The 22,894-nt window shown below is 70.6% G+C and carries 22 protein-coding genes; 11 read left to right on the forward strand and 11 right to left on the reverse strand.

Features of this window, described 5'->3' with window-relative positions:
* Positions 1-328: 328 nt before the first annotated feature.
* On the forward strand, positions 329-1,705 hold the full coding sequence (locus tag ACFYPN_RS10155; RefSeq protein ID WP_358756029.1) for an LCP family protein: 1,377 nt from the start codon (positions 329-331) through the stop codon (positions 1,703-1,705).
* A gap of 55 nt (positions 1,706-1,760) precedes the next feature.
* Here ACFYPN_RS10155 and ACFYPN_RS10160 read toward each other — a convergent pair whose 3' ends face one another.
* Complete coding sequence (locus ACFYPN_RS10160) at positions 1,761-2,321, reverse strand: acyl-CoA thioesterase (protein WP_358756028.1); 561 nt, start codon at positions 2,319-2,321, stop codon at positions 1,761-1,763.
* A 117-nt stretch (positions 2,322-2,438) separates the two neighbouring features.
* On the opposite strand from ACFYPN_RS10160, the gene ACFYPN_RS10165 reads away from it, so the two are divergent.
* Positions 2,439-3,785 (forward strand): LCP family protein, encoded by a 1,347-nt coding sequence (locus ACFYPN_RS10165; RefSeq protein WP_358756026.1) that lies wholly within the window; start codon positions 2,439-2,441, stop codon positions 3,783-3,785.
* A gap of 77 nt (positions 3,786-3,862) precedes the next feature.
* Here the strand turns inward: ACFYPN_RS10165 and ACFYPN_RS10170 are convergent, their stop codons facing one another.
* Positions 3,863-5,242 carry an SGNH/GDSL hydrolase family protein gene (locus tag ACFYPN_RS10170; RefSeq protein WP_358756024.1) on the reverse strand — a complete coding sequence of 460 codons (1,380 nt, stop codon included), beginning with the start codon at positions 5,240-5,242 and terminating at the stop codon, positions 3,863-3,865.
* A gap of 405 nt (positions 5,243-5,647) precedes the next feature.
* On the opposite strand from ACFYPN_RS10170, the gene ACFYPN_RS10175 reads away from it, so the two are divergent.
* From ACFYPN_RS10175 to ACFYPN_RS10195, 5 genes are all read left to right on the forward strand, one after another.
* Complete coding sequence (locus ACFYPN_RS10175) at positions 5,648-5,905, forward strand: hypothetical protein (RefSeq protein ID WP_358756022.1); 258 nt, start codon at positions 5,648-5,650, stop codon at positions 5,903-5,905.
* A complete protein-coding gene (locus tag ACFYPN_RS10180; protein WP_358756020.1) occupies positions 5,880-6,410 on the forward strand; it encodes a DUF6879 family protein in 531 nt (176 codons plus the stop codon). Before ACFYPN_RS10175 ends, ACFYPN_RS10180 begins: the two co-directional genes overlap by 26 nt.
* A 25-nt stretch (positions 6,411-6,435) precedes the next feature.
* Entirely contained in the window at positions 6,436-7,284 is an 849-nt protein-coding gene (locus ACFYPN_RS10185; RefSeq protein ID WP_358756018.1) for a helix-turn-helix transcriptional regulator, read from the forward strand.
* A 108-nt stretch (positions 7,285-7,392) separates the two neighbouring features.
* Positions 7,393-7,824, forward strand: coding sequence for a hypothetical protein (locus ACFYPN_RS10190; RefSeq protein ID WP_358756109.1), 432 nt, complete (start codon positions 7,393-7,395; stop codon positions 7,822-7,824).
* Between the two features lie 73 nt (positions 7,825-7,897).
* Positions 7,898-8,329, forward strand: a complete 432-nt coding sequence (locus ACFYPN_RS10195) for a hypothetical protein (RefSeq protein WP_358756016.1) — start codon at positions 7,898-7,900, stop codon at positions 8,327-8,329.
* A gap of 92 nt (positions 8,330-8,421) precedes the next feature.
* Here ACFYPN_RS10195 and ACFYPN_RS10200 read toward each other — a convergent pair whose 3' ends face one another.
* Positions 8,422-9,579: an acyl-CoA dehydrogenase gene (locus tag ACFYPN_RS10200; protein WP_358756107.1), complete on the reverse strand. Its 1,158-nt coding sequence runs from the start codon at positions 9,577-9,579 to the stop codon at positions 8,422-8,424.
* Between the two features lie 263 nt (positions 9,580-9,842).
* On the opposite strand from ACFYPN_RS10200, the gene ACFYPN_RS10205 reads away from it, so the two are divergent.
* Positions 9,843-11,186 (forward strand): UDP-glucose/GDP-mannose dehydrogenase family protein, encoded by a 1,344-nt coding sequence (locus ACFYPN_RS10205; protein ID WP_358756014.1) that lies wholly within the window; start codon positions 9,843-9,845, stop codon positions 11,184-11,186.
* A gap of 109 nt (positions 11,187-11,295) precedes the next feature.
* On the opposite strand, the gene ACFYPN_RS10210 is transcribed toward ACFYPN_RS10205, so the two are convergent.
* From ACFYPN_RS10210 to ACFYPN_RS10220, 3 genes are read right to left on the reverse strand one after another with little or no spacing between them, the layout of a single operon-like run.
* Positions 11,296-12,519 carry a dipeptidase gene (locus ACFYPN_RS10210; protein ID WP_358756012.1) on the reverse strand — a complete coding sequence of 408 codons (1,224 nt, stop codon included), beginning with the start codon at positions 12,517-12,519 and terminating at the stop codon, positions 11,296-11,298.
* An 11-nt stretch (positions 12,520-12,530) separates the two neighbouring features.
* Complete coding sequence (gene purE / locus ACFYPN_RS10215; RefSeq protein ID WP_358756010.1) at positions 12,531-13,067, reverse strand: 5-(carboxyamino)imidazole ribonucleotide mutase; 537 nt, start codon at positions 13,065-13,067, stop codon at positions 12,531-12,533.
* Entirely contained in the window at positions 13,064-14,194 is a 1,131-nt protein-coding gene (locus ACFYPN_RS10220) for a 5-(carboxyamino)imidazole ribonucleotide synthase (protein WP_358756105.1), read from the reverse strand. The genes purE and ACFYPN_RS10220 overlap by 4 nt, the downstream gene beginning before the upstream one ends.
* A gap of 199 nt (positions 14,195-14,393) precedes the next feature.
* Here ACFYPN_RS10220 and ACFYPN_RS10225 point away from each other — a divergent pair, with 199 nt between their 5' ends.
* A complete protein-coding gene (locus tag ACFYPN_RS10225) occupies positions 14,394-14,912 on the forward strand; it encodes a GtrA family protein (protein ID WP_358756008.1) in 519 nt (172 codons plus the stop codon).
* Positions 14,913-14,960: 48 nt separating this feature from the next.
* Here the strand turns inward: ACFYPN_RS10225 and ACFYPN_RS10230 are convergent, their stop codons facing one another.
* Together ACFYPN_RS10230 and ACFYPN_RS10235 are read right to left on the reverse strand one after the other, a co-directional pair.
* Entirely contained in the window at positions 14,961-16,226 is a 1,266-nt protein-coding gene (locus ACFYPN_RS10230) for an ATP-binding protein (RefSeq protein ID WP_358756006.1), read from the reverse strand.
* Positions 16,227-16,313: 87 nt separating this feature from the next.
* A complete protein-coding gene (locus ACFYPN_RS10235; protein WP_327176135.1) occupies positions 16,314-16,991 on the reverse strand; it encodes a response regulator transcription factor in 678 nt (225 codons plus the stop codon).
* A gap of 489 nt (positions 16,992-17,480) precedes the next feature.
* Between ACFYPN_RS10235 and ACFYPN_RS10240 the strand changes: the two genes are divergently transcribed.
* Positions 17,481-18,968, forward strand: a complete 1,488-nt coding sequence (locus ACFYPN_RS10240; RefSeq protein WP_358756004.1) for an oligopeptide:H+ symporter — start codon at positions 17,481-17,483, stop codon at positions 18,966-18,968.
* Positions 18,969-19,101: 133 nt separating this feature from the next.
* Here the strand turns inward: ACFYPN_RS10240 and ACFYPN_RS10245 are convergent, their stop codons facing one another.
* Positions 19,102-19,593 (reverse strand): ATP-binding protein, encoded by a 492-nt coding sequence (locus ACFYPN_RS10245; RefSeq protein ID WP_358756002.1) that lies wholly within the window; start codon positions 19,591-19,593, stop codon positions 19,102-19,104.
* Between the two features lie 190 nt (positions 19,594-19,783).
* A complete protein-coding gene (locus tag ACFYPN_RS10250) occupies positions 19,784-20,152 on the reverse strand; it encodes an STAS domain-containing protein (protein ID WP_358756000.1) in 369 nt (122 codons plus the stop codon).
* A 304-nt stretch (positions 20,153-20,456) separates the two neighbouring features.
* On the opposite strand from ACFYPN_RS10250, the gene ACFYPN_RS10255 reads away from it, so the two are divergent.
* Positions 20,457-21,473, forward strand: coding sequence for an RNA polymerase sigma factor SigF (locus ACFYPN_RS10255; protein WP_358755998.1), 1,017 nt, complete (start codon positions 20,457-20,459; stop codon positions 21,471-21,473).
* 187 nt (positions 21,474-21,660) lie between these two features.
* Here the strand turns inward: ACFYPN_RS10255 and hutI are convergent, their stop codons facing one another.
* Positions 21,661-22,833: an imidazolonepropionase gene (gene hutI, locus ACFYPN_RS10260; RefSeq protein WP_389297650.1), complete on the reverse strand. Its 1,173-nt coding sequence runs from the start codon at positions 22,831-22,833 to the stop codon at positions 21,661-21,663.
* Positions 22,834-22,894: the final 61 nt, after the last annotated feature.

The following is a 22,894-nucleotide window of genomic DNA, read 5'->3' on the forward strand; positions in this document are numbered from 1 at the left end:
GGTCCTCGGGGTGTCCTCGGGGGCGCCGGGCTCCGGGTCGTACCACGGGAGACGGCGGTTGATCGACAGGTGGTGCGGGCCGCCACGTTACCGCTTACGGGGGACACCGGCGCGTCCCGCCGGGTCGCAGCCCGGAAAGGAGATCGTATGGACTTACCGTACGGACGGTCCCCCCACGCCTCGGAACGCCCGGAGGTCCTCCCTCGTGACCACGCCGCCCCGGCCGCCCCGTCCACCGCACCCCCGGCGCACCCCGCCGCGACGCGGTCCGGCGCAGTCCGCGAGGCCGCTGAGATCGCGCAGACAGGACGAGCGGCCCCGCTGGGGAATGCGGGTGGCGACCGGGCTGTCGGTCCTCGTGCTGGGCGCGGGCGGCATCGGCCACGCGGTCGTCACCCAGCTGGAGACCGGCATCGACCGCGTGGACCCCTTCCGGGACATGAAGAACCGGCCGTCCGGGAGCCGCGGCATGAACCTGCTGCTCGTCGGCACGGACGGCCGCGACCACATCACGGCGGCGGAGAAGAAGAGGTTCCGGCTCGGCGGCGCCCCCTGTCACTGCACCGACACCCTCATGCTGGTGCACCTGTCCGAGGACCGGCGGCGCGCGAGCGTGGTCAGCCTGCCGCGCGACAGTTACGCCGTGATCCCGGCGCACACGGACCGGACGACCGGGAAGCGGCACGCCTCCCACCCCGTGAAGCTGAACGCCGCCTATGCGGAGGGCGGCCCCACACTGACCGTGCGCACCGTGGAGCAGCTGACCGGGATCAAGATCGACCACTACCTGGAGGCGGACTTCACCAGCTTCATGAAGACGGTGGACGCGCTGGGCGGCGTGGACATCTGTACGGTACGGCCGCTGAAGGACACGTACACCGGGCTGGACCTGCCGGCCGGGACGCACCGGCTGGGCGGTGGCGGGGCCCTCCAGTACGTCCGCTCCCGGCACATCGACGGGGCGGCCGACCTGGGGCGGATGGAGCGGCAGCAGAAGTTCGTCGCGGCGGTGATCGAGCGGGCGACCAGCAAGGGGGTGCTGCTCAACCCGGTGAAGTTCCAGCAGGTCGTCTCGGCGATGCTGGGGTCGGTGCGGGCCGACGAGGGGTTCGGCACCGAGCAGATGCTGGAGCTGGGCTCGGCGATGCGCGGTTTCACGGCGGCCTCGTCGGAGTTCGCCTCCGTCCCGGTGGGCGACCCGAGTTTCCCGGTCAAGGGGATCGGATCGACCGTGAAGTGGGACACCGCGCGGGCGAACGCGCTCTTCCGGACCCTGCGCGAGGACAAGCCGCTCACCTCGTCCCGGCCGGCCGCCACCCCCGTGGAGTCGAAGGCGACGGTGGTGGACGTGGCTCCCCAGCAGATCCGGGTCCAGGTCTACAACGGCACCCCGCACGCCGGTCTGGGCACGAAGCTGGACGCGGCCCTGCGCGCCACGGGGTTCAACACCACCGCGGCACCCCTCGACGGCACGGTCCGCGATCTCGCGCGGACCCTGATCACCTACGACCCGCGCTGGGACCGTTCGGCGCGGTCGCTGGCCGCGGCGCTGCCCGGCAGCGAGCTGCGGGCGGTTCCCGGACAGGGCGCCACGCTGCGGGTGACGGCCGGCGCGGACTGGACGGCGGTGCTTCCGGTGCGGGCGGAGACCGTGCCCCGGGGCACGTTCCACGCCGTCACGGGCGACGAGGTCGTCTGCCCCTGAGTGCCCGGGTGAGGAGCCTGCCGGGTGGGGACGGGCCGGGTGGCCCTCGTCCGGGTCAGCCTTCGTCGATGCCCTCGGCGGCGCGCTTCTCGCGCAGCTCCTTGATCGCGCGGCGCCGGGCCAGCCGGTGCGTACGGCGGATCTGGGCCTCCTGGTGGCGCCGCTTGTCGCGCTCGGTGCCGGGGATCACCGGCGGTACGGGGCGGGGGCGGCCGTCCGCGTCGACGGCGGCGAAGACGAGGTAGGCGCTGCCGACCTGCTGGGCGGGGGTCGACTCGTTCCACCGCTCGGCCATCACGCGCACTCCGACCTCCATCGAGGAGCGGCCGGTCCAGTTCACCTGGGCGCGTACGTGCACGAGGTCGCCGACCCGGACCGGCTCCAGAAAGACCATCTCGTCCATCGATGCGGTCACGGCCGGTCCGCCCGAGTGCCGGCCGGCCACCGCCCCGGCCGCGTCGTCCACCAGCTTCATGATCACACCACCGTGCACCGTGCCCAGGAGGTTGGTGTCGCTGCCCGTCATGATGTGGCTGAGGGTGGTGCGGGACGCCTCGGTCGGCTTACCGGGCAGCTCGCCGAGGTCACCCAGGGGGCGATTGGCCTGTTCTGTCATGTGAACCACTGTATGCGGCCACTGCGTGACCGAATTTGCATCAGCTTCGCAACAGCCGTGAACCGTTTCTTCTCACACCCTGTAATACATGTGCCTCGGCGCGGCAGACTGGTGCCCATGAGTGACAGGCCCGGATGGACCGACGACAGCGACCGCTACGGCCGGGGCAGTGCTGCCCCCGAGCCCGAGGGTGCGCGCTCCATGCGCCGTGTCCAGCGGCGCCCCGCCCCGCCGAGGGCTCCCCAGGTACCGCCGCAGGCACCCGGCCAGGGACAGGGGCGTCAGGGATACGGCGCCCCCGAGGCCCCCGAGTACGCCCCGTACGGCGCGGGCGGCCAGGCGGCGTCCGAATACGACAGCGGTTACAACACCGGCCAGGTCTACGGGTCGCCCCAGGGACCGGGGCAGGGTCACGGCCAGGGACACGGGCCGGGCGGCGGACGCGGCGGCGACGGCGGTTACGTCCAGGGCCGGCCCGCGCCGGACTGGCGGCGCCGGATCAAGCTCGGCGCGCTGACCCTGGTCGTCGTCGTACTGGCGGTCTCCGTCTCCACGTACTTCTGGGCGGACTCCAAGCTCAAGCGCGACGTCGACCTCTCCAAGGTGATCGACCGCCCGGCCGAGGGCGACGGCACCAACTACCTGATCGTCGGGTCGGACAGCCGCGAGGGCATGTCGGCCGAGGACAAGAAGAAGCTGCACACCGGCTCCGCCGAGGGCAAGCGCACCGACTCGATGATGATCCTGCACAACGGGTCGAACGGGCCGACGCTGGTCTCGCTGCCCCGTGACTCGAACGTGGAGATCCCCTCGTTCGTGGGGTCCGAGTCGGGCAAGAAGTACGCGGGCACCGGCCGGACGGTGAAGCTGAACGCCGCCTACGCCGAGGACGGCCCGGAGCTGCTGGTGCGGACCGTCGAGTACAACACCGGTCTGCACATCGACCACTACGTCGAGATCGGCTTCGGCGGCTTCGCCGGCATCGTGGACGCGATCGGCGGCGTCGAGCTCGACATCCCGAAGGCATTCAAGGACAAGAACTCCGGCGCCGACTTCCAGGCGGGCAAGCAGACGCTCAACGGTGAGCAGTCCCTCGCCTTCGTGCGTACCCGGTACGCGTTCGCGGGCAGCGACCTGGACCGTACGAAGAACCAGCAGAAGTTCCTCGCGGCCCTCGCGAGCCAGACGGCGACCCCGTCCACACTGATCAACCCGTTCAAGCTGTACCCGGTGCTGGGAGCGGGACTGGACACCCTCGTGGTGGACAAGGACATGTCGCTCTGGTCGCTGGCCCGGATGTTCTTCGCGATGAAGGGCGTCACCGGCGGCGAGGGCACGTCGATGAACATCCCGCTCTCCGGGCAGAGCACCAGCGGGGGCAACCTCATCTGGGACAAGGCGAAGGTCAAGCAGCTCGTGGAGGAGCTGAAGAACGACGACAAGGTCACGGTCACGGGCAGCTGACGGCCCGCACCGCACCGCACCCGCGTGAGCCGGGACCCCCGTTCGGGGTTCCGGCTCACCCGCGTTCACCGTACGGCTCAGTCGAAGCCGAAGCCGCGGGGCAACGGCTCCTGGTGGAAGAGCCGGGCGGGGACGGCGGCGGCCAGGGCCCCGTACCCCGTCGGGTTCAGATGCAGGTGGTCGCCGTCGTCGTACGCGGGCAGGATCGCGCGCGGGTTCTCCGGGTCGCGGGCCGCCCGGTCGAAGTCCACGACGCCGTCGAACCGGCCGCTGGTGCGGATCCAGGCGTTGACCTTCTGGCGGGCCTGCTCGCGGAAGCCGTCCGGGTCGTCGTAGCCGGTGTTGCCGCCGAAGGGTGTCAGGGTCGCCCCGTAGACCCGGATGCCCTGGGTGTGCGCCCGGACGACGATCTGGTCGTAGGCGGCGACGAGGTCGTCCGCCGTCTGCTTCTGGGCGGCCTCCGTCGCCCCGGCCGTACCGATGTCGTTGACGCCCTCGAAGACGAGGGCCCACTCGACGCCGCTCTGCGCCAGGACGTCACGGTCCACCCGGGAGAGGGCGTTGGGACCGAGGCCGTCGTCGAGTACCCGGTTGCCGCCGGCCGCCTGGTTGAGGATCGCGGTACCGGCCGTGTCCGGGCGCGACCGGAGCCGGTCGAGCAACTGGTCGGGCCAGCGGTTGTTCGCATCGGTCGTGGAGCCCCGGCCGTCGGTCAGCGAGTCGCCCACCAGGACGGCCGCCGCGGTGGTGCCCGGGGACCAGACCTCGACGCCGCTGAGGAAGTACCAGTGGGCGGCCGAGGTGGCACCGGCCAGATCCTGGTCCCGCACGTGGTCGCCGGCGAGCAGGTACGAGGTGGTCCGCGAGCCGGGGTGCGAGGTGATGCTCTCCGACGCCTGCCCGTCCGCCAGGTACACGGTCACCGTGAGGTTCGTCCCGGCCGCCACGTCGAAGTCCAGCGGGTCCGAGACGATCTGTGAGCCCACGGGGACGGACGCCGAGGCCCTCCCCCCGAACGTCACCCCCCGCGAGGTCGCCGGCCGGATCGCACGGGCTCCGGCCCGGCCCTCGGCCGGCAGCGCCACCGACACCGAGGTGAGCGGCAGCGCTGCACCCCCGAACGCGTTGGAGAACCGCAGCCGCACCTGCTTCCCGCCGACCGACACGTGGACGGTCTGCCGCAGGGTGGTGTCGTCGAGGACCTTGCCGGCCCGGGTGAAGGGGGCGGGCGGCATGTTGGAGGGCTCGGTCAGCTGGGGCATGGACGTCCAGGTGTTCACCCAGTGCGTCCCCGCCTGCCGTGCGTGCGCGGTGGCGCTCCGCCCGTTCCCCGCACCCCCGGCCGCCGCCCCACCCGCATCCGCGGCTCCGGCGGCTCCCACGGCGGTGCCCGTCGCCAGGGTGGCCGCGAGCGCCACCGTCACGGCCAGACCGGTCTTCGAAAATTTTCGAGCCATGGACAGCTTCCCCTCGGACGGAGCGATCCCTGGGCGATCCCCCGGTGATCCCTAGCGCGCTTCGGCGGCGACGGTAGGCGGGGTGTTTCCGGGGTGTCAATGACTCGCACACGATCCGATACAACGCGCCAAGTCGGCGAAATTTTCGAGGAGTTGGCCAGTCGGGGGACCCGCCCAAACCTTGTAACCCGTCAGCGCACGCCCGGCTCACGGCAGGTTTCGCGCCGGCGGATGCGCTCACTCAATCCCCAGCATTCCTACCCGATCACTTGCCGGTCCCCCTGGTCAGACCGCTGCAGCGTCGGGCAGTCGTCCTGCAGGACCTCAGGGGCCCTCTTGACGCACTGCGGTACAGGGATGACGCTCGTGCAAGTTGGCGTAAGCCGCTCGAACCCGGAGGCAGTCATGGCACTACGGTTCATCGGGATAGATCCAGACACCGGGCAGCAGGGCTCCCCCACCGTGTGGGTGGACGAGGAGAAGGGGGAGCTGGTGCTCCAGGGCTGGAAGCCGGACGAGGAGTTAGAGGCGGAGTGCGCGGCGTTCGAGGCCCCCGGGCACGCTCCGGGCATCCCGCCGCACGAAGCCGTCATTCGGATTCCGGCCCGTATGGTGCCGATGCTCAGGGGGGCGTGCGATGTCGCAGATCGAGCCGGGCTTTGACGAGCTGTTGGCCGCAGCCAAGCACTCGGCGGTGCACCTGGAACTGCGCGACTGGTACGGCGTCGGGGATGAGGCTGAGGACTTCGAGGCATGGAAGAGCACGGGTCGGCGGGACACCGACCCGGCGTCCGCCTACTGGACACCGTGGGTCGATCTGATTCGGAGCACGGTTGCCCGGGGGGTGACCGTTCGCCGCGCCCGCGTGGTGTCGGAACCCGTCACGGATTACATCCGGTACGAGCACGCCGGCACCGTGGTCAACCTTCACGCCGGAGAGCAGGTCCGCTGGCTGCCGCGGCGGCAGGCTTCGGCCATCGCGCTTCCGGGAAACGACTGCTGGGTGTTCGACGGAGAGGTCGTGCTCTTCAACCACTTTTCCGGTGAAGGGAACTGGTGCGAGCCCGGCTGGGAGGTTCGCTCCGAACCCCCCGTGGCACGGCTGGCCTCGGCCGCGTTCGAAGCAGTCTGGAAGCGCGGCATCCCGCACGAAAAGTACACGGTCTGACCTGCGGAGAATGAAGAGCCCACTCATGTCTGCGTCCCCCTCGTCCAGCGCCCAGGCCGCCCGTGAAGCCATCGCCGCCCGCCTCGGGGGCCTACGCAAAGACGCGGAGCTGACCGGGCATGAGTTGGCTCTTCGGTGCGGTTGGAGCCCCGCGAAGTCGTCCCGCATCGAGCGGGCCAAGACCCCCGCTTCGGCCGCCGACATCCGCGCCTGGTGCGAAGCGTGTGGAGCAGAGGGGCAGACGGACGACCTGATCGCGGCGAACCGCCAAGCCGACCAGATGTACGTCCACTGGCAGAAGCTGCATCGGCACGGCATGCGCCGGGCGCAGGAAGAGGTTGTCCCTCTCTACGAGCAGACCCGCCACTTCCGCGTGTACTGCTCGAACGTGGTACCGGGCATCCTCCAGACCGAGGCATACGCGGCAGCTCTGCTATCGACCATTGCCGCCTTTCAGGGCACCCCTGACGACTCGCAGAGGGCGGCGGCGTCCCGAATCGAACGCTCACGCGTCCTCCATGAGGGCGACCACCGCTTCGCTCTGCTGTTGGAGGAGACGGTGCTCCGCTATCGCGTCGGAGACGCTCCCGCCATGGCTGGACAGCTCGGCTACCTGCTGGCCGTCATGGCGCTTCCGAACGTGAGTCTCGGGGTGATCCCTTTCACCGCCCAGCGGCTTGTCTGGCCCCTTGAAGCCTTCTATCTCTTCGACGCCCGCCAGGCGAGTGTGGAGCTGCTCACGGCCGCGGTGAACGTCACGGCACCCAGCGAGGTTGCCACGTACGCCAAGGCGTTCTCCGAGTTGGCCAAGCTCGCCGTCTATGGTGCCCCCGCCCGGGCTCTGATCTCTGACGCGATCACCTCTCTCGAGTAGTTGGCGTGCAAGCTGGTGCAAGGCCGTGGCCGACTCCATTCCTCGTTTCCTAGGGTCATTCCATCGACCTCGGAAACCGTTGAGAGAGGGAGTCTCCCTGTGACGACCATGCTGGAATCCCCCGTCGCCTTACGGCACGGGCGGGACCTCGTCAGTCCCGAACTGTTCGAGAAGGTGTCGGAGTTCTGCGCGGAGGAGTACGGACACGAGCTGTCCGCCGCACGCCGCATCGTGGACCAGGCCCTTGCCTTCCTCAAGGTGATGGGCGACACCCGAGCGTTCGACATGACCCCGTCCTACACCGTTGACCCCGGCTGGCACTCGTTCGTGCTCCACACTCAGGCGTACGCCACCTGGTGCGAGGAACAGTTCGGGTTCTTCCTCGGACACGAGCCCAAGGTCACCGCCCGCACCCGCCCGCTGATCGGTTCCGTGGTGGACCGCGTCAGGGCCGCCGGGTTCCACGTGGACGACCGCCTGTGGGGCGCGGCGAAGGACTGCAACCCGCCCGCGTGCTGTGGTGACGGCGACGGCTGCTGATCCCACTCTCGATCGACCGAAGCGGTCCGGGCGCGCTTGAGGCGTCCGGGCCGCCACAGCCAGGGGTTCAAGGATGAGCAGTGATGACGAGGGCCTGACCGGTCGAGGCCGGGTCACGGTGTTCGGGATGTTCAGCACGGTCGTCGGATGTGCCACGCACCACCTTGACGAACGACGTATCGGGGACGTGGCCGTGATCGGCCCTCTGACCCCCGGTGTCGAGTGGCCACGGCTGTGGCAGATGGCCCGTTCCTGTTGCAGGCCCGCGGCCAAGGACGCCGAACTCGCGCAGTGGATTCTGATCCAGGCGACTCGGGCGTTCGTCTGCGGCAGCGACCGTATCGCCCACTTCCCCGACCGGGGCTGGAAGCTGGAGCCCGGTGGGAAGCGCGCCGTCTTCGAAGCCACCTGTGCCAACCGGGATCAGCTGTGGACCGGAAATCTGACCGTGGAGAGGCTCAGCCCTGCCCAGGTGGCCGAGCGCCCTTCGCTCTACCGGGCATAGCTCACCGGACCTCTCCGACTCGCCCCGGTCCTGCGAGAGGCCCCCGGCGTGGCTTGGGTGCCGGGGGCCTCTGTCGACTGCGGGGAATCCTGTTACGGCAGGTTCCTCGCCATGACGATCCGCTGGACCTGATTCGTACCTTCATAAATCTGGGTGATCTTGGCATCGCGCATCATGCGCTCGACCGGGTAGTCACGGGTGTAGCCGTAGCCGCCGAGGAGCTGGACGGCGTCGGTGGTGACCTCCATGGCGACGTCGGAGGCGAAGCACTTGGCGGCGGCGCCGAAGAAGGTCAGGTCGCTGTCGAGGCGCTGGGACTTGGCGGCGGCGCTGTAGGTGAGCTGGCGGGCGGCTTCCAGCTTCATCGCCATGTCGGCGAGCATGAACTGGATGCCCTGGAAGTCCGCGATCGGCTTGCCGAACTGCTTGCGCTCCTGGACGTAGCCCTTGGCGTAGTCGAGGGCGCCCTGGGCGATGCCGAGCGCCTGGGCCGCGATGGTGATGCGGGTGTGGTCCAGGGTCTTCATCGCGGTGGCGAAGCCGGTGCCCTCCTCGCCGATCATGCGGTCGGCGGGAATGCGGACGTTGTCGAAGTAGATCTCGCGGGTCGGGGAGCCCTTGATGCCGAGCTTCTTCTCCGGGGCGCCGAAGGAGACACCCTCGTCGGACTTCTCGACGACGAACGCGGAGATGCCCTTGGAGCGCTTGGTCGGGTCGGTGACGGCCATGACCGTGTAGTACTCGGAGACGCCCGCGTTGGTGATCCAGCGCTTCACGCCGTTGAGGACCCAGAAGTCGCCGTCGCGGACGGCCTTGGTCTTCATGCCGGCCGCGTCGGAGCCCGCGTCCGGCTCGGAGAGCGCGTACGAGAACATCGCGTCGCCCTTGGCGAGCGGGCCCAGGTACTTCTTCTTCAGCGCCTCGGAGCCGGAGAGGATCACCGGGAGGGAACCGAGCTTGTTGACGGCCGGGATGAGGGAGGAGGACGCGCAGGCGCGCGCCACCTCCTCGATCACGATGACCGTGGCGAGCGCGTCGGCGCCGGCGCCGCCGTACTCCTCCGGTACGTGGACCGCGTGCAGGTCGGCGGCGACGAGGGCGTCCAGCGCCTCCTGCGGGAAGCGGCCCTCCTCGTCCACGGCCGCGGCGAAGGGCGCGATCTTCGCCTCGGCGAGCGACCGGATGGTGTCGCGGAGCATCTCGTGCTCCTCGGCCGGACGGTAAAGGTCGAAATCGGTCGAACCCGCCAAGACGCTCACTCCCCAAGGATGCTAACTACCGTTCAGTAACCCAATTTTAGTCCCGGCTGCGCGCAGCGGCCTACGTAAGGAGCGCGTGAGCTTGACGACAGCGCCCCGACGGCAGGGCGGGGCGGCGGTCGGGCGGCGGTCGCGGCGATGCCCATACCCGCTGCAAGCGGGGCAGAACGGTCGGAAACGGCGGCCGGACGGCCCCGACACGGCCACGACTATGCTCGGCGAGGCACGTCCGTCCGTTTCATCCAGGAGCACCCATGGCCCTCAGGATCACTGTGATCGGCACCGGCTACCTCGGCGCCACCCATGCCGCGGCCATGGCGGAGCTGGGGTTCGAAGTGCTCGGGCTCGACGTGGTGCCGGAGAAGATCGAACTGCTCCAGGCGGGCCGGGTGCCGATGTACGAGCCCGGTCTGGAGGAGATCCTGCAGAAGCACGTGGCCGGGATTCCGGGTTCCACGGGCCGGCTGCGCTTCACCACCTCCTGGGAGGAGGTCGGCGCCTTCGGCGACGTGCACTTCGTCTGCGTGAACACCCCGCAGAAGCACGGCGAGTACGCCTGCGACATGAGTTACGTGGACAGCGCCTTCGCCTCGCTCGCCCCGCACCTGACGCGCCCGGCGCTGGTGGTCGGCAAGTCGACCGTGCCGGTCGGTTCGGCGGCCCGGCTGGCGAAGCTGCTGGCGGAGCTGGCGCCGGTGGGCACGGACGTGGAGCTGGCCTGGAACCCGGAGTTCCTGCGCGAGGGCTTCGCCGTGAAGGACACCCTGCACCCGGACCGGATCGTCGTCGGGGTGGAGAGCGAGCTCTCCGAGAAGCTGCTGCGCGAGGTGTACGCCGTTCCGGTCGCGGAGGGCTCCCCCTTCGTGGTCACCGACTTCCCCACCGCCGAACTGGTGAAGACCTCGGCGAACTCCTTCCTCGCCACCAAGATCTCGTTCATCAACGCGATGGCCGAGGTCTGCGAGGCGGCCGACGGTGACGTGGTGAAGCTGGCGGAGGCGATCGGGTACGACGAGCGGATCGGCTCGAAGTTCCTGCGCGCCGGCATCGGCTTCGGTGGCGGGTGCCTGCCCAAGGACATCCGCGCCTTCATGGCGCGCGCCGGTGAGCTGGGCGCCGACCAGGCGCTGACGTTCCTGCGCGAGGTGGACTCGATCAACATGCGCCGCCGGGGCCACATGGTGGAGCTGGCCCGGGAGGCCGTGGGCGGCAGCTCGTTCCTCGGCACCCGGGTGGCGGTGCTGGGCGCGACCTTCAAGCCCGACTCGGACGACGTGCGCGACTCCCCCGCGCTGAACGTGGCCGGTCAGATCCACCTCCAGGGCGGGCAGGTCACCGTCTTCGACCCGAAGGGCATGAACAACGCCCGCCGCCTCTTCCCGACCCTCGGATACGCGGAGACCGCGCTGGACGCCGTGCGCGGCGCGGACGTGGTGCTGCACCTGACGGAGTGGCGGGAGTTCCGTGAGCTGGACCCGGCGGCGCTGGGCGAGGTCGCCGCGCGACGCATCGTGCTGGACGGCCGCAACGCGCTGGACAGCGCGGTGTGGCGCGCGGCCGGCTGGACGTACCGGGCGATGGGCCGCCCGACCGCCTGACCGCCGGCGCAGCTCCGTACGTACGCCGGGAGGCCGCCCCGGAAACAACCGGGTGCGGCCTCCCGGCGTACGTACGGGCCTGTGTCTCTGCGGGCCCGTACGGAACGGGTCAGGCCCGGGGCTTGGCGTCCAGCTGCTCGATGGTGGCGTGGGACGGGCTCCGGCGGAACTGGAGGTCGCGGGCGACTGCCTCGGCGTCGCGCAGCACGCGCACCGCGTTCCGCCAGGTGAGCTTGGCGAGGTCGGCCTCGGACCAGTTGCGGCGCAGCAGCTCCGCGATCAGGTTCGGGTAGCCGGAGACGTCTTCCAGGCCCCGGGGGAGGAACGGCGTGCCGTCGTAGTCGCCGCCGATGCCGATGTGGTCGACGCCGGCCACCTCGCGCATGTGGTCGAGGTGGTCCGCGATGGTGGCGACCGTGGCGTACGGGCGCGGGTTGGCCTCCTCGAAGTCCTCGTGGATGCGCATGGCCTGCGGGGAGGTGTCGAGGTGGTGCAGCCCGTGTTCGCGCATGTTCCGGTCGGCGGCCAGCGTCCACTCGACGGCGGCCGGCAGCACGAACTTGGGTACGAAGGTGACCATCGCGACCCCGCCGTTGTCGCGGAGCGAGAGGAGCACGTCGTCGGGGACGTTGCGCGGGTGGTCGCAGACGGCTCGGGCCGAGGAGTGCGAGAAGACCACGGGCGCCTCGCTGGTGGCGATGGCGTCGCGCATCGTGCCGGGTGACACGTGCGAGAGGTCGACGAGCATGCCGCAACGATTCATCTCGCGGACGACCTCGCGGCCGAACTCGGAGAGTCCGCCGAGGCGCTCGACGTCGGTCGCCGAGTCCGCCCAGTCGATGTTGTCGTTGTGCGTCAGCGTCATGTAGCGGACGCCGAGGGTGTGCAGGGCACGGAGGGTGGCCAGCGAGTTGTTGATGGAGTGGCCGCCCTCGGCCCCCATCAGGGAGGCGATACGGCCCTCGGTGCGGGCCGCCTCCATGTCGTCGGCGGTCAGCGCCCGGCGCAGGTGCGCGGGGTAGCGCGTCTGCATCTCACCGACGATGTCGATCTGTTCCAGGGTGGCACTGACGGCGGCGTCGCCGCTGAAGTCGGAGCGCACGAACACCGACCAGAACTGCGCGCCGACGCCTCCGGAGCGGAGGCGGGGCAGGTCGGTGTGGAGGTGGCCGGTCTGGTCCTGGGCGATGTCACGGGCGTTCAGGTCGTAGCCGGCCTGTTCGCGCAGGGCCCATGGAAGGTCGTTGTGACCGTCGACGACGGGGTGGACGGCGAGGAGGTCCCGGGCCCGCCGCAGGTGGTCCGCGTGAGCCGTGGTTTCCGTCTGGTTCATGGGCGGGGAGCCTACTTCCCGAAACCGAAGGAGTCGGCGCCCTCGACCTTGGCCCGCAGTCGCCGGCCCTTCTCGGTGGCCTGTTCGTTGAGCTCGCCGAGGAAGGCGGTCATCCGGTCGCGGAGTGCTTCGTCGCCGGTGGCGAGGATGCGGGCGGCGAGGAGTCCGGCGTTGCGTGCGCCGCCGACGGAGACGGTGGCGACAGGGACGCCGGCGGGCATCTGCACGATGGAGAGCAGGCTGTCCATGCCGTCCAGGTACTTCAGCGGTACGGGGACGCCGATGACGGGCAGCGGGGTGACGGAGGCCAGCATGCCGGGCAGGTGGGCGGCGCCGCCCGCGCCCGCGACGATCGCCTTCAGGCCGCGGCCGGCCGCCTGCTCGCCGTACGCGATCATCTCGCGGGGCATCCGGTGGGCGGAGACGACGTCCACCTCGTACGCGATGCCGAATTCGTCCAGGGCCTGGGCGGCGGCCTCCATCACGGGCCAGTCGGAGTCGGACCCCATGACGATGCCGACCACGGGTGCGGTGCGCGGGTCTGTCATTCGGTGATCGTCCCTCGGAGGTAGTCGGCCGCGTGCCGGGCGCGCTCCCGCACGTCCGTCAGATCGTCGCCGTAGGTGTTGACGTGTCCGACCTTGCGGCCGGGCTTCACGTCCTTGCCGTACATGTGGATCTTGAGCTGCGGGTCCCGGGCCATGCAGTGCAGGTACCCCTGGTACATGTCGGGGTAGTCGCCGCCCAGGACGTTGCACATGACCGTCCAGGGGGCGCGCGGGCGCGGGTCGCCGAGCGGCAGGTCGAGCACGGCGCGGACGTGGTTGGCGAACTGCGAGGTGATCGCGCCGTCCTGGGTCCAGTGCCCGGAGTTGTGCGGGCGCATGGCGAGTTCGTTGACGAGGATGCCGGGAGTCCCGTCGGCGCCGCGGACCTCGAAGAGCTCGACGGCGAGGTGGCCGACGACGCCGAGTTCGGCGCCGATCCGCAGCGCGAGCTGCTGGGCCTCGCCGGCGAGCTTCTCGTCGAGGTCGGGGGCCGGGGCGATGACGGTGTCGCAGACGCCGTCGACCTGGACGGATTCCACGACGGGGTAGGCGACGGCCTGGCCGTGCGGGGAGCGGACGATGTTCGCCGCGAGCTCCCGCACGAAGTCGACCTTCTCCTCGGCGAGGACCGGGACTCCGGCGCGGAAGGGCTCGGCGGCGTCCGCCTCGGAGCGCACCACCCAGACGCCCTTGCCGTCGTAGCCGCCGCGGACCGTCTTGAGGATCACCGGGTAGCCGTCGCCCTCGCCCGCGAAGGCGGTGACGTCGGCGGGGTCCGCGACGATGCGGTGGCGGGGGCAGGGAACGCCCAGCTCGGTGAGCCGGGCCCGCATCACGCCCTTGTCCTGGGCGTGCCGCAGAGCGTCGGGGCCGGGGCGGACGGCGATGCCGTCGGCCTCCAGGGCCCGCAGGTGCTCGACGGGCACGTGCTCGTGGTCGAAAGTGATCACGTCGCAGCCGCGCGCGAAGGCGCGGAGGGTGTCCAGGTCGCGATAGTCGCCGACGACGACCTCGTTCACCACCTGGGCGGCGGAGTCCTGCGGGGTGTCACTGAGCAGCTTGAATGTCAGGCCGAGGGGGATGCCCGCCTCGTGGGTCATGCGGGCGAGCTGACCGCCGCCGACCATGCCGACTACCGGGAACGTCACCACCCCAGGGTATCCGCCGTCCCGGTACCCCCCGACTCTGGCCCGGAAGGGCTCCCCGCCCCCCGCGGCGACCGGGGCTGTCCCGCAGGCCGTGACCTCGGCCCATGGGCGTCACACGGCCGGGCTGGTTAGCATGTGCGCGTTGACCAAACCGACCGGACGGGGCTGAACGATCATCATGAGCGAACGGGGCGCACTGCGAACCCGGCTTGATCGGCTGGCCCGCGAGGTCGCCAAGTTCGGCGTGGTCGGCGCGCTGGGACTGGTGGTCAACATCGCCGTCTCCAACCTGATCTGGCGCACCACGGACATTCCGACGGTGCGGGCCGGACTGATGGCCACCTGTGTGGCCATCCTCTTCAACTACGTCGGGTTCCGTCACTGGACCTACCGGGACCGCGACAAGAGCGGCCGGACCCGCGAGCTGACGCTGTTCCTGCTGTTCAGCGCGGTGGGAGCGGTGATCGAGACGGGCGTGCTGTACGCGGCGACGTACGGCTTCGGCTGGGACACCCCGGTGCAGAGCAATGTCGCCAAGGTCGTGGGCATCGGGATCGCCACGCTCTTCCGCTTCTGGTCGTACCGCAGCTGGGTCTTCAAGAGCCTCCCCGCGGAGGAGGCCGTGGTGGTCGCGGAGAGTCTTCCCGGCCGACGACAGCCGTCGGAGCCGGTGGCACCGGACACCGTACGGAACTGAGGGCCCTGGGGCACTGCCCGGTCCCGCCCGCCCTGCCCGGTCCCGCTCTCAGCGGACCGGGCGTTCCTGTTCCTGAGGAGGGCGGGCGACGCTGCCGAGGAAGAGGGCGAAGACGGGCGGCTGCTGCTGGAGCAGTTCGAGCCTGCCGCCGTCGGCCTCGGCGAGGTCGCGGGCGACCGCGAGACCGATGCCGGTGGAGTTCCGCCCGCTGATGGAGCGTTCGAAGATCCGGGCCCCCAGGTCGGCGGGGACGCCCGCGCCCTCGTCGGTGACCTCCACGACGACCTGATTGCCGGTGATGCGGGTGCGGAGGGCGACCGTGCCGCCGCCGTGCATCAGGGCGTTCTCGATCAGGGCGGCGAGCACCTGGGCGACGGCTCCGGGGGTGCCGACCGCGCGCAGGCCGTGCCGGCCGGAGCGCACGACGGCGCGGCCCTCGCCGCGGTAGGCGGGGCGCCACTCCTCGATCTGCTGCTTGATGACCTCGTCCAGGTCGAAGACGACGGCGGAGCCGGTGCGTGGGTCCCGGGCGTTGGTCAGCAGCCGCTGCACGACGTCGGTGAGGCGCTCGACCTGGGTGAGGGCGATGTTCGCCTCCTCCTTCACCGTGTCCGGGTCGTCGGTGACGGAGATTTCCTCGATGCGCATGGAGAGCGCGGTGAGCGGGGTGCGGAGCTGGTGGGAGGCGTCGGCGGCGAGCCGCCGCTCGGCCGTCAGCATCCGGGCGATCCGCTCGGCGGAGGCGTCGAGCACGTCGGCGACCCGGTCCAGCTCGGGCACCCCGTACCGCTTGTGGCGGGGGCGCGGGTCACCGGAGCCGAGGCGTTCGGCGGTCTCGGCGAGGTCGGTGAGCGGGGAGGTGAGCCGGTTGGCCTGGCGAACGGCGAGGAGGACCGCCGAGATGATCGCGAGGAGGGCCACCGCACCGATGATCAGCAGGGTGCGGCCTACCTCGCGGGTGACGGCGGACCGTGACTCCTCGACGGTGACCCGCTCACCCTCCTCGCCCTCCACGACGGAGGTGATGGCGTTGCCGCCGGGGCGCGTACCGACCTCGATCGGCGCGCGGCCGGGGAGCTCGACACGGGCGTACCGGTCGCCGACGACCTGCTCGTCGAGGACGGTGGCGGTGATCCGCTCCTCGCCCAGCAGTCGGCTCTCCACCACGCTGATCAGCCGCAGCGCCTCGGAGTCCACGCTCTCCTGGGCGCTGTTGCTGATGGTGCGGCTCTCCACGAGGACGAGGGAGATGCCGAAGACGGCGATCACCACGAGCACCACGGCGAGCGTGGAGTTGATCAGTCGGCGGCGCATGAGGTGCTTCTGCCCGTCAGCTCTGGTCGGGGTCGACGTGTTCCGGTGTCCGTCAGGTTCGGGTCCGCCGGCCGGGCCGGACGGTCGTCAGCTCTTCTCGAAGCGGAAGCCGACGCCGCGGACGGTCGCGATGTAGCGGGGGTTCGCGGCGTCGTCGCCGAGCTTCTTGCGGAGCCAGGAGATGTGCATGTCCAGGGTCTTCGTCGACGACCACCAAGTGGTGTCCCAGACCTCGCGCATCAGCTGGTCGCGGGTGACGACCCGGCCGGCGTCCCGGACCAGCACCCGGAGCAGGTCGAACTCCTTGGCGGTGAGCTGGAGCTCCTCGTCGCCCATCCAGGCGCGGTGCGACTCGACGTCGATCCGTACGCCGTGGGTGGCGGGCTGCGGGGCGGGCTCGGCGGCACCGCGCCGGAGCAGGGCGCGGACGCGGGCGAGGAGTTCGGCGAGCCGGAAGGGCTTGGTGACGTAGTCGTCGGCGCCGGCGTCCAACCCGACCACCGTGTCGACCTCGTCCGCGCGGGCGGTCAGCACCAGGATGGGCACGGCGTGGCCGTCGGCGCGCAGTCGGCGGGCGACCTCCAGGCCGTCCATGCCGGGCAGTCCCAGATCGAGGACGACGAGGTCCACGCCGCCCTGGAGTCCGGCGTCGAGCGCGGTCGGGCCGTCCTGACGGACCTCGACCTCGTAACCCTCCCGACGCAGGGCGCGGGCCAGCGGCTCCGAGATGGATGCGTCGTCCTCTGCGAGCAGTACACGGGTCATGGGGTGATGGTAGTCCGCGCGGGACGCCCCGAGTGAGGCCCTGCGAAACGCCTGCGGACCCAGGGTTCATCCACGTAAAGACCTTCGAATGATCGACTACGGTTCCACTTCTACCTGTGATCGATGTCTCATACTCTTCCATATGGTGCAAGGTCGTGTCGTATGGTGTTGCGACGCCTGTTGCACTAATGGGGACCTTTGGGCAGCGTTTCGCGCCAGAGGTCCCTTTCATGTGCGGGCTGGTTCCCGCCAGTCTTGTCACGAGTGAATGACCTGTGGGCCGGGCCCGGAGCGCGAGGACGCGCACCGGGCGTGGATCCCGATGCGGTCGGTCCCCCGTCTCCGTACCTCCTTCAGAGGCCGGAAGGCGGAGCGAGTCCCCTGTCAGGCGAGGGGCAGGGCCCTGAGCGCGCCGGTGCCGGCCACCCCCCACCGGGCGCGTCCCGCTGTCACGGCGACGGCGCGTCCCCCCATCAGCAAGGATCGACCATGGCGTCCAGCCTGACGAAGGAAACCGCCGGCCAGACCGGCGGGGCGACCTTCTTCGGCCACCCCCGCGGCCTGGCCACGCTCTTCATGACCGAGATGTGGGAGCGGTTTTCCTACTACGGCATGAGGGCCCTGCTCCCCCTCTACCTGATCGCTCCCAACGGGCTGCACATGAACCCGGCCACGGCGACGGCGATCTACTCGGTCTACCTGTCGCTCGTCTACCTGCTCGCCATGCCCGGCGGCTGGTTCGGCGACCGGGTCTGGGGTCCGCGCAAGACCGTGGCCATCGCCGGTGCGGTGATCATGGTCGGCCACCTCGTGCTGGCCCTGCCCTCCGAGGGGACGTTCTTCCTCGGCCTCGGTCTCGTGGCCGTCGGTTCGGGTCTGCTGAAGTCCAACATCTCGACGATGGTCGGCCACCTCTACGACGGCCCGGACGACCCGCGCCGCGACGGTGGCTTCACGATCTTCTACATGGGAATCAACGTGGGCGCCTTCGTCGCCCCGCTGGCCATCGGCACCGTCGGCGAGAACGTCAACTGGCACCTCGGCTTCGCCCTGGCCGCCCTCGGCATGGCGCTCGGCGTCGTCCAGTTCATGCTGGGCAGCCGCCACCTGGACGCGCGCAGCTTCGAGACCCCGAAGCCGCTCTCGGCCGTCGAGCGCGCCACCACGCTGCGCAAGTCGATGATCTGGCTGGCCGTCGCCGCCGTCTTCTACATCGTCACGGTCGTCACCGGCGTCTACACGCTGAACTGGCTGCTGGTCCCGATCACGGTGGCCGGTCTGGTCATCCCGGTGATGGTCCTGGTCCGCATCAAGCGCGACAAGGACCTGAGCGACACCGAGCAGTCGAAGATGTCCGGGTACATATGGTTCTTCGTCGCCGCCGCGCTCTTCTGGATGATCTACGACCAGGGCGGCTCGACGATGGCGATCTTCGCCGAGTCGTCGGCGAAGAACACCGTGTTCGGCTGGGAGTTCCCGGTCTCCTGGTACCAGTCGGTCAACCCGGTCCTGATCATGGCCCTGGCCCCGGTCTTCGCCGCCTTCTGGATGGCGCTGAACCGCCGCGGCAAGGAGCCGAGCACGATCGTGAAGTTCAGCTCCGGCCTGGTGCTGGTCGGTGCGTCGTTCTTCCTCTTCCTGGCGCCGCTGGTCATCGCCACCGACGGCCACAAGGCCGCCGCGATGTGGCTGGTCGCGATCTACTTCGTGCAGACCGTCGGTGAGCTGACGCTCTCCCCGGTCGGCCTCTCGGTCACCACGAAGATGGCTCCCGCCAAGTACGCCAGCCAGATGATGGGTGTCTGGTTCCTCGCGGTCACCGCGGGCGACTGCACCACCAGCCTGCTCTCCATCGCGGGCGTGGATCTCAACGGCACCGGGATCGTCACCCTCCAGGCCGCGCTCGCGGTGCTCGCGGGTGGTGCGATCTTCATGTACCGCGGCAAGGTGAAGGCCCTCATGGGCGACGTGCGCTGACGCGTCCCGCCTACTGCGGACCCCACCACCAACGACGACGGACGGTCGCCGCACCGAGTGATCGGTGCGGCGGCCCTCCGTCGTCGTTCTTGGTGTCGCGTCTGCCGCCGGAAACAGCTGTCCCCTGCCCGCGCTACTCGGGTGCGGCCAGCTCCGCCCAGACGGTCTTGCCGGGTACGTCGGGGACGCGCAGCACGCCCCAGTCCAGGCAGAGCCGCTGCACGATGAACATGCCGTGGCCGCCGGGCCGACCGGCCTGGTGCGGAGTGCGGGGGGCGGGCTGTCCGGCGCCGTTGTCCGCCACCTCGATCCGGAGCACCTTGGAGGTGGCTCCCAGCCGGAGCTCCTCGGGCCCGCCTGCGTGCAGGCAGGCGTTGGTGACCAGCTCGGAGACGACCAGCAGGACGTCCTCGGCGGCGGCGCGGCGCTCCGCGCCCTCGGCGGGCAGCCAGCCCCATTCGTTCAGGGCCTGGCGTGCGAAGTCACGGGCCATCGGAACGATGCCGGTGGCCTCCCGCAGGGAGAGGGTGCGCCACTGCCGGTCGGCCGGGACGTGTGCGGACGTGTCCGCTCCGTCCGGCTCGCGGCCGAGGCCGCCCGGCGGATGCTGCCGGGTGGTGCTCATCAGCGCTTCACCTCACCGATTCACCGTGTCGCCATCGAACAGATACAGGTCAGATTCTTGGATGCGGGCCTCCGCGGGTCCGCCGGAATTTCTCCTGCCCGGCGGAACCTCGACGACACCCGCTCCGGCCAGCGGATCGCGTGACCATGGTGACGCGAAGGACGGCCGGGGGCGCCGGGAGAGGGCCACCTCAGGTACCCAGCGCATCTTGGAGCGTGGCATGGACGGTGAAGACCGCCTCGGCGCCGGTGATCTCGAAGACCCTGGCGACCACGGGCCGCATGCCGGCCAGATGGACCTCCCCGCCGGCCTCCTCCGCCCTGAGCCGCGCGCCGAGCAGGACGTTCAGTCCTGTGGAGTCGCAGAACTCGAGCCCGGAGCAGTCGACGATCAGGCGCACCCGGCCCTGCTCGACGGCGCTCTCCAGAGGTTCACGCAGCAGATCGGCGGTGTGGTGATCAAGCTCACCCACCGGCGTCACGATCTCGCTGCCGCCCTCCGTCCGGGTCTCGACCTGAAGTCTTCCCCGGTTCGTACTGCCGACCGTCCCGCGGTCCATGCCGTCCCTCTTCACCGTTGGTCAGTGGGGCCTTGTGCGGCGTGCCAGCCGCCCACATTCCTGTGGTCGCGCAACTGCCGCGACCTGCGCGAAACATTACGCGTTCCGTCCGTCCCGCGGTAGCGGGAGATCTCAACAAACCGGACATAACGCCTAATTGAAGCTTGTCACTCGCGCCGCCGAGCAGGTAAGGGTAGAGGGACACCCGCTTCATCCACCCCTTACCGGCTTCGGAGGCGCCGCTTCACCGCAGCAGCACCGAACGGCTTCGGCAGTCCTGTGCCGAGGCACTGGAAGGAGAACCATGTCACCCCGGCTCGACGGTTCGCGTACCCACGACGCGGCGTCGGCATGTCCTCAGGGACCGACCAATTCCGACTTCCCTGCCAGCGGGGTCGTACCCGGCCCGCGCAGCAGCTCCGACGGCGACGCCGCCGGAGGCGCCACCTCCGCCGCCCCCACCGGCGAGATGGCCCCCACCGGCGAAGGGGACCCCATCGGCGACGGCCTCGAAGGTCTCGAAGGACTTCCCGAGATCCCCTCCCCCGCGACCGTCGGAGCGCTCGACGCCCGCGCGCTGTCGAAGACGCTCTTCGAGCGGCTCGACACCCTGGAGGAGGGCACACATGCCCACGCGTACGTACGCAACACCCTGGTCGAGCTGAACCTCGCCCTCGTCCGGTTCGCCGCCTCGCGGTTCCGTACCCGCAGCGAACCGATGGAGGACATCGTCCAGGTCGGCACCATCGGGCTGATCAAGGCGATCGACCGGTTCGAGCTGAGCCGGGGCGTCGAGTTCCCGACCTTCGCGATGCCCACGATCATCGGCGAGATCAAGCGTTTCTTCCGCGACACCAGCTGGGCCGTGCGCGTGCCGCGCCGCCTCCAGGAGCTGCGGATCGACCTGGCCAAGGCGGGCGACGAACTGTCGCAGCGGCTGGACCGGGCGCCGACCACGGGCGAACTCGCCGAGCACCTCGGACTGACCCGCGAAGAGGTCGCGGAGGGCCTGACCGCGAGCAACGCCTACAGCGCCGGTTCGCTGGACGCCCAGCACGACGACCACGAGAGCGAGGGGTCCCTGGCGGACCGCCTCGGTTACGTGGACCACGGGCTGGAGGGGATCGAGTACATCGAGTCCCTCAAGCCCCTGATCGCCTCGCTGCCGGCACGCGACCGGCTGATCCTCTCGCTGCGCTTCGTCACCAACCTCACCCAGTCGGAGATCGGCGAGGAGCTGGGCATCTCGCAGATGCACGTCTCCCGCCTGCTCTCGCGGACGCTGGACCGGCTCCGTGAGGGGCTGACCGTCCAGGAGTGACCTGACGGGGTGCGCGGGTGGCCGTCCGGAGTCTCCGGGCGGCCACCCGCGCGTCCGGTCGCGCTTCCCGGGGCCCGTGACGCGCGGGCCGGCTCGCGACGCGCGGGCCGCGCGCGTCCCGGCCGTACGTCGCCCGGCCGCCCGCTCACACCACCCGATCCCGGCCGTACGTCGCCCGGTCGCCCGCTCACACCACCCGGACACCGCGCCGCCAGACGCCGGCCGCCAGCGGGACGCCCGGCCGGTAGGCGAGGTGGACGTGGCTGGGCGCGTCCAGCATCAGGAGGTCGGCGCGGGCGCCCGGGGCGACCCGGCCGACGTCCGTACGGCGCAGGGCGGCGGCCCCGCCCGCGGTGGCGGACCGGACCGCCTCGTCGGGGGTCATGCCCATGTCCCGTACGGCGAGGGCGATGCAGAACGCCATCGAGGAGGTGAAGGACGAGCCCGGGTTGCAGTCGGTGGAGAGGGCGACGGTGACGCCCGCGTCGAGCAGCCGCCGGGCGTCGGGCCATGCGGCGCGGGTGGAGAACTCCGCCCCGGGCAGCAGGGTGGCGACGGTGTTGCCGGCGGCGAGGGCGTCGACGTCCGCGTCCGTGAGGTGGGTGCAGTGGTCGGCCGAGGCGGCGTCCAGTTCCACCGCCAGCCGCACGCCCGGTCCGTGCCCGAGCTGGTTGGCGTGCACCCGGGGCAGCAGGCCCTTCGCCTTCCCGGCGGTGAGGACCGCGCGGGCCTGGTCCCCGTCGAAGGCGCCCCGCTCGCAGAAGACGTCGATCCAGCGGGCGTACGGCGCGCAGGCGTCGAGCATCGGGCCGGTGACCAGCGCGACGTAACCGGCCGGGTCGTCCTCGTACTCCGGGGGCACCACGTGGGCGCCGAGGAAGGTGAGCTCGTCGGTGAGGCCGGCGGCCAGGCGCAGGGCGCGGACCTCGTCCGCGACGGTGAGGCCGTAGCCGGACTTGGTCTCGAAGGTGGTGGTGCCCTGGCGGAGCGCCTCGTCGAGATGGCGCACGAGCCCCGCGGCGAGCTGCTCGTCGGTGGCGGCGCGGGTGGCGGCGACGGTGGTGCGGACGCCCCCGGCCGAGTACGGGCGCCCGGACATCCGGGCGTTGAACTCCTCCGTGCGGTCGCCGGCGAAGAGCAGGTGGGAGTGGGAGTCCACGAACCCCGGGAGCACGGCCCGGCCGCCCGCGTCGACGGCGCGGTCGGCGGCGGGGGCGCGGGAGGCTTCGCCGGTCCACGCGATGCGGTCGCCGTCGATGACGACGGCCGCGTCCCGGATCAGGCCCAGCGGGCTGCCGTCCCCCTGGGAGGGGTCGTTGGTGACCAGGCCGGAGATGTGGGTGAGGACGGTGCTCGTCATCGGGGGTTGCTCCTGTCGCTCTGCGGGCGGCGGCCGTGGTGGTCGTGCTGGTGCGTGTGTC

It is taken from the genome of Streptomyces sp. NPDC005576 (assembly GCF_042871745.1).
Taxonomy (GTDB): Bacteria; Actinomycetota; Actinomycetes; order Streptomycetales; family Streptomycetaceae; genus Streptomyces.

Bases quoted from the DNA above. Each gene is read 5' to 3' on its own strand.
- ACFYPN_RS10155 (WP_358756029.1), top strand. From the start codon at position 329: ATGCGGGTGGCGACCGGGCTGTCGGTCCTCGTGCTGGGCGCGGGCGGC.
- ACFYPN_RS10160 (WP_358756028.1), bottom strand. From the start codon at position 2,321: ATGACAGAACAGGCCAATCGCCCCCTGGGTGACCTCGGCGAGCTGCCC.
- ACFYPN_RS10165 (WP_358756026.1), top strand. From the start codon at position 2,439: ATGAGTGACAGGCCCGGATGGACCGACGACAGCGACCGCTACGGCCGG.
- ACFYPN_RS10170 (WP_358756024.1), bottom strand. From the start codon at position 5,242: ATGGCTCGAAAATTTTCGAAGACCGGTCTGGCCGTGACGGTGGCGCTC.
- ACFYPN_RS10175 (WP_358756022.1), top strand. From the start codon at position 5,648: ATGGCACTACGGTTCATCGGGATAGATCCAGACACCGGGCAGCAGGGC.
- ACFYPN_RS10180 (WP_358756020.1), top strand. From the start codon at position 5,880: ATGTCGCAGATCGAGCCGGGCTTTGACGAGCTGTTGGCCGCAGCCAAG.
- ACFYPN_RS10185 (WP_358756018.1), top strand. From the start codon at position 6,436: ATGTCTGCGTCCCCCTCGTCCAGCGCCCAGGCCGCCCGTGAAGCCATC.
- ACFYPN_RS10190 (WP_358756109.1), top strand. From the start codon at position 7,393: ATGCTGGAATCCCCCGTCGCCTTACGGCACGGGCGGGACCTCGTCAGT.
- ACFYPN_RS10195 (WP_358756016.1), top strand. From the start codon at position 7,898: ATGAGCAGTGATGACGAGGGCCTGACCGGTCGAGGCCGGGTCACGGTG.
- ACFYPN_RS10205 (WP_358756014.1), top strand. From the start codon at position 9,843: ATGGCCCTCAGGATCACTGTGATCGGCACCGGCTACCTCGGCGCCACC.
- ACFYPN_RS10210 (WP_358756012.1), bottom strand. From the start codon at position 12,519: ATGAACCAGACGGAAACCACGGCTCACGCGGACCACCTGCGGCGGGCC.
- purE (WP_358756010.1), bottom strand. From the start codon at position 13,067: ATGACAGACCCGCGCACCGCACCCGTGGTCGGCATCGTCATGGGGTCC.
- ACFYPN_RS10220 (WP_358756105.1), bottom strand. From the start codon at position 14,194: ATGGTCGGCGGCGGTCAGCTCGCCCGCATGACCCACGAGGCGGGCATC.
- ACFYPN_RS10225 (WP_358756008.1), top strand. From the start codon at position 14,394: ATGAGCGAACGGGGCGCACTGCGAACCCGGCTTGATCGGCTGGCCCGC.
- ACFYPN_RS10230 (WP_358756006.1), bottom strand. From the start codon at position 16,226: ATGCGCCGCCGACTGATCAACTCCACGCTCGCCGTGGTGCTCGTGGTG.
- ACFYPN_RS10235 (WP_327176135.1), bottom strand. From the start codon at position 16,991: ATGACCCGTGTACTGCTCGCAGAGGACGACGCATCCATCTCGGAGCCG.
- ACFYPN_RS10240 (WP_358756004.1), top strand. From the start codon at position 17,481: ATGGCGTCCAGCCTGACGAAGGAAACCGCCGGCCAGACCGGCGGGGCG.
- ACFYPN_RS10245 (WP_358756002.1), bottom strand. From the start codon at position 19,593: ATGAGCACCACCCGGCAGCATCCGCCGGGCGGCCTCGGCCGCGAGCCG.
- ACFYPN_RS10250 (WP_358756000.1), bottom strand. From the start codon at position 20,152: ATGGACCGCGGGACGGTCGGCAGTACGAACCGGGGAAGACTTCAGGTC.
- ACFYPN_RS10255 (WP_358755998.1), top strand. From the start codon at position 20,457: ATGTCACCCCGGCTCGACGGTTCGCGTACCCACGACGCGGCGTCGGCA.
- hutI (WP_389297650.1), bottom strand. From the start codon at position 22,833: ATGACGAGCACCGTCCTCACCCACATCTCCGGCCTGGTCACCAACGAC.